The sequence below is a fragment of the Chamaesiphon sp. VAR_48_metabat_403 genome (assembly GCF_031422475.1).
Lineage (GTDB): Bacteria > Cyanobacteriota > Cyanobacteriia > Cyanobacteriales > Chamaesiphonaceae > Chamaesiphon.
The window spans coordinates 1-4201 of the sequence record NZ_JANPLS010000360.1 but is presented as its reverse complement, the minus strand read 5'-3'; the positions used below and the strand labels follow the sequence as shown (position 1 = coordinate 4201).

Annotated in this window: 4 protein-coding genes; 2 read left to right on the top strand and 2 right to left on the bottom strand. The window is 47.6% G+C overall.

Going from position 1 to position 4201, the window contains the following annotated elements:
- The first annotated feature begins 244 nt into the window (after positions 1 to 244).
- Positions 245 to 1153, top strand: a complete 909-nt coding sequence (gene murQ, locus RMO79_RS17520; protein WP_396136621.1) for an N-acetylmuramic acid 6-phosphate etherase — start codon at positions 245 to 247, stop codon at positions 1151 to 1153.
- Here murQ and RMO79_RS17515 read toward each other — a convergent pair.
- Together RMO79_RS17515 and RMO79_RS17510 are read right to left on the bottom strand one after the other, a co-directional pair.
- On the bottom strand, positions 1117 to 1623 hold the full coding sequence (locus RMO79_RS17515; protein ID WP_310484527.1) for a phosphoribosyltransferase: 507 nt from the start codon (positions 1621 to 1623) through the stop codon (positions 1117 to 1119). The two genes, murQ and RMO79_RS17515, sit on opposite strands and share 37 nt — an antisense overlap.
- Before the next feature lie 320 nt (positions 1624 to 1943).
- Positions 1944 to 2333 carry a hypothetical protein gene (locus tag RMO79_RS17510; protein ID WP_310484526.1) on the bottom strand — a complete coding sequence of 130 codons (390 nt, stop codon included), beginning with the start codon at positions 2331 to 2333 and terminating at the stop codon, positions 1944 to 1946.
- Between the two features lie 213 nt (positions 2334 to 2546).
- On the opposite strand from RMO79_RS17510, the gene purH reads away from it, so the two are divergent.
- Positions 2547 to 4079, top strand: a complete 1533-nt coding sequence (purH, locus tag RMO79_RS17505; RefSeq protein WP_310484524.1) for a bifunctional phosphoribosylaminoimidazolecarboxamide formyltransferase/IMP cyclohydrolase — start codon at positions 2547 to 2549, stop codon at positions 4077 to 4079.
- Positions 4080 to 4201 lie beyond the last annotated feature (122 nt).

The following is a 4201-nucleotide window of genomic DNA, read 5'->3' as shown; positions in this document are numbered from 1 at the left end:
CCCCAACCACCCCCTCTTGCTTATATAAACACACCAAAAAAAAAAACAATTCTCCGTTCCTTTAATTTCGTTTGTTGGGTTGTGGGGGTGGGGGGGGGGGGGGGGGGGGGGGGGGGGGGGCACTGGGAGTGTTTATTACTCCCACAATCCCCACGCCTCCCACACTCCCCACACCTCCCACACTCCCCACACCTCCCACACTCCTCCCCGCTCCGAACTCCCATCTCCCATTTCCCCTATGACAATCGAAAACCTGAATACGCGCGGACACCTACTCACCGAACAAGTAAATATCAATAGTGCCAACCTCGATCGACTCAGCACCCTAGAACTAGTAGACTTATTCAATAAAGAAGATATCAACACCCTCAAAGCGATCGCAGGTGCTAGAGTCGAATTAGCCAATGCGATCGATACCATTGCCGATTCCCTGCGCCAAGGCGGACGCTTATTCTACATCGGCGCGGGTACCAGCGGGCGATTGGGAGTTCTCGATGCGGCAGAGTGTCCCCCCACATTCTGTACCCCACCAGATCTCGTCCAAGGCATTCTCGCAGGCGGCGCGGGTGCATTAATTAAAAGTTCCGAAGGCTTAGAAGATATCGCCAGCGATGGCGCGGCGGCGATGGTAGAACGCAATGTCGGCGTACATGATGTGGTAGTGGGAATTACCGCAGGCGGTACCACTCCTTACGTCCACGGGGCGATCGCATCTGCCAAACAACGTGGAGCCAAGACCGTATTTATCGCCTGCGTGCCTGCAAATCAGGTCGCTAGCATCGCCGATATCGAGATTAGATTACCCGTCGGCGCGGAAATTTTATCGGGTTCCACGCGGCTAAAATCGGGCACTGTGACGAAGATGGCTTTAAATATTCTCTCGACTGGCGCGATGGTAAAGTTGGGTAAAGTATATGGAAATCGGATGGTCGATGTTGCCGTTACTAATACCAAATTACTCGATCGGGCGTTGCAAATGATTCAAGATTTGACGCAATTAGAACGCGATGCAGCGCAGGAATTATTAGCAGCTAGCGGTAAATCTGTTAAAGTGGCTTTATTAATGCACTGGACGAAGGTAGATCGATCGCAAGCCGAAGCAATTCTCGCCCAAAATCACGGACAATTACGATCTGCTGTCGATAGTTTATAGTTATCGTATTTCTCGAACGGTTGGTGAATCCAGGGATTATTGGGGAGATAACTAATATAGTAATCGGGGATATATAGCGAAGTAGCTTTATACCAAAGTACTGCCGTTTTTAGTGCCTGAATCTCTGGATAAAGATCGCGCAACCAAATGGTTGTCTGTTGTAAAGTCACACCAGAATCTACCAAGTCATCGACTAATAATACCCGATCGCCCAACCGCTCGGTAGTCATCGTAATCTGACTGGCGATCGCGAGTTTACCTCGTTGTCGATCGCCATTGCCACTATAAGAACTAGCCGCTAAAATTGCTAAAGGTCGATCGAAGATCCGCGACAAAATATCGCCGACTCGCAATCCACCTCTAGCCAGACAAACAATCTGATTGAATTCATACTCAGATTGATAAATTCGCTCGGCTAATTGCTCGATCGACTGGTGGTATTCATCCCAAGATACATCTAAATCGAACATATGTAATATTCTGTTTTAGCAATTATACCAGTGTAGTGACATCTAAGCCATTATGAATTAATAACATCAAAGCTTAATCCACATTCAAATTCATTAAGGCTCTTGGTTGTAGCTCGATTAATGCTGGCATCGATAAAAACTCATCCTTCCAGGCAAATACAGAGTTCATCCTTCTAGAGTAGAAATCATCATAATCTACTTAAAGCTAACAACATTAGTGCGAATTAACACTCCGTCGAACCATCTTTTGAGATCTAGCATTTCTAGATTTAAATTCGGCCTACATAGTTGTCCGAGAATGCCAGAATCAATGAGAATAATCATTCTGCACTATAAAGCTTTTGTCCGCTGGGGCGTTGGTCATCTAGAATTTGTTTAAATATATTAGATTCTTGTTTGGCATTTTTATCTCTAGCTAGCTGTTCCCAACGGTTATTAAATGTCTGAAGCTTTCTGGCTAGATCTGCCCGATACTCGATCTCTGCTTGTGGAATTTTTGGTTCTAAGCTGAAGTTGCATCGCTCTGGGGTGCTAGGCTGTTTTAATTCCTCTTGTAAAATTTTCAGATCGATCGAGTCGATCTGGATTTGCTGCTCTGTACCAGATAAAATCATCTCACTATCTGTCGAGTTCTCGCCTGGAACGATGGCAATAATACATTTAGAAAGATCTACAATCTTTCCGCTAGGTAGTTGAATTGGTTGGAGCATAACAACACATCTACTCTCTCAATCTATCCTTAAATTATAGCCACATCTAACTCAATTCTTTCATCGCGATCGGGCAAATCCCAACCCTACGAAAGATTTCAGCCGCCATCCTTCCACTAGATCGAATTGAAATTACAGGATCTGAGTATCTCGATCGCGATGCCTGAAACCCGATATACTAGCCACTAGCCATTCCTCACGACCCACTAATATATGACTCGTTTAGCACTCCTGAGTGTATCTGACAAAACCGGACTGATTGAATTTGCCCGTCAATTAGTCGAAAAATTTGACTTTGAGCTTGTCAGTAGTGGTGGAACCGCTCAAGCTTTGAAAGCCGAAGGGATTCCCGTAATGAAGGTGGCTGAATATACGGGCGCGCCGGAAATTTTGGGCGGACGGGTGAAAACGTTGCACCCGAAAATACATGGGGGGATTCTGGCGCGTCGAGATCTACCCGAACATTTAGCAGATCTGGAGCAGCATCAAATTCGCCCGATCGATCTAGTGGTCGTTAATTTATATCCTTTCGCGGCGACGATTAGTAAACCTGGAGTTAGTTTAGCAGACGCGATCGAGCAAATCGATATCGGCGGCCCCGCCATGCTCCGCGCTTCAGCCAAGAATTTCGCACATTTGACGGTATTATCCAATCCCGATCGCTACAACGATTATCTCGCCGAACTGACCAAAAATAACGGAGTAGTTTCGATCGAGTTCCGGCAAGCCAGAGCATTAGAAACTTTCCAACATACCGCCGCTTACGACACCGCGATCGCGGGTTATTTGGCAGAGCAAGCGAGCGAAAATCAAAATTATCAAATTTCTGCCCAACCATTGCAATCGCTCCGCTACGGCGAAAATCCCCACCAACCAGCAGCATGGTATCAGATGGGAGCGGTACCGACGGGTTGGACGACTGCCAAAATATTACAGGGGAAAGAACTCAGTTATAACAACCTTGTCGATTTAGAAGCCGCACGGCGGATTATTGCCGAATTTGGCGATACTCCCGCCGCGACGATTATCAAACATAACAATCCTTGCGGGACGGCTTTAGGCGACACTTTATTAGCAGCATACGATCGCGCTTATAATGCCGATTCTACCTCCGCCTTCGGTGGCATCGTCGCTGTCAATCGCCCGCTGGATGCCGATACCGCGCGATCGATGAGTCAGACTTTCCTCGAATGTATCGTTGCGCCAGAATGTACCCCGGAAGCTGCCGAAGTATTTGCTGCCAAAAAGAATCTGCGGGTATTAACGTTAGCAGATTTGGCAACTGGCACCAAAGATAATGTCAAAGTTATTGCTGGCGGACTATTAGTTCAATCCGCCGACGAAGCGATCGAAACTACCGACAACTGGCAAGTAGTCACCACCAAACAACCGACTGAAGCAGAATTACAGGAATTATTATTCGCCTGGAAAGTCTGCAAACACGTCAAATCCAACGCGATCGTCGTCACCAAAAATCGCGCTACCATCGGCGTAGGTGCCGGACAAATGAACCGCGTCGGCTCGGCTCAAATCGCCCTCGCACAAGCTGGCACCAACGCCCAAGGCGCAATCCTCGCCAGCGACGGCTTTTTCCCCTTCGATGATTCTGTCAAAACCGCCGCCGCCGCCGGAATTACCGCGATCGTCCAACCAGGTGGTAGTATGCGCGATAATGACTCGATCGCCGCTGCCAATGAATTAGGGATAGTAATGGTATTTACAGGCGTTCGTCACTTTCTGCATTAACTCCCAACTCCCAACTCTCCCAACTCCCAAACTCTGTGTAACTCCAAAACGTCATCATCGCTCACAAAGCCGGAGATCGGGGCAGCAAAGCCCTTGCCGAAAAATGCGCTAAGCAACTCGAA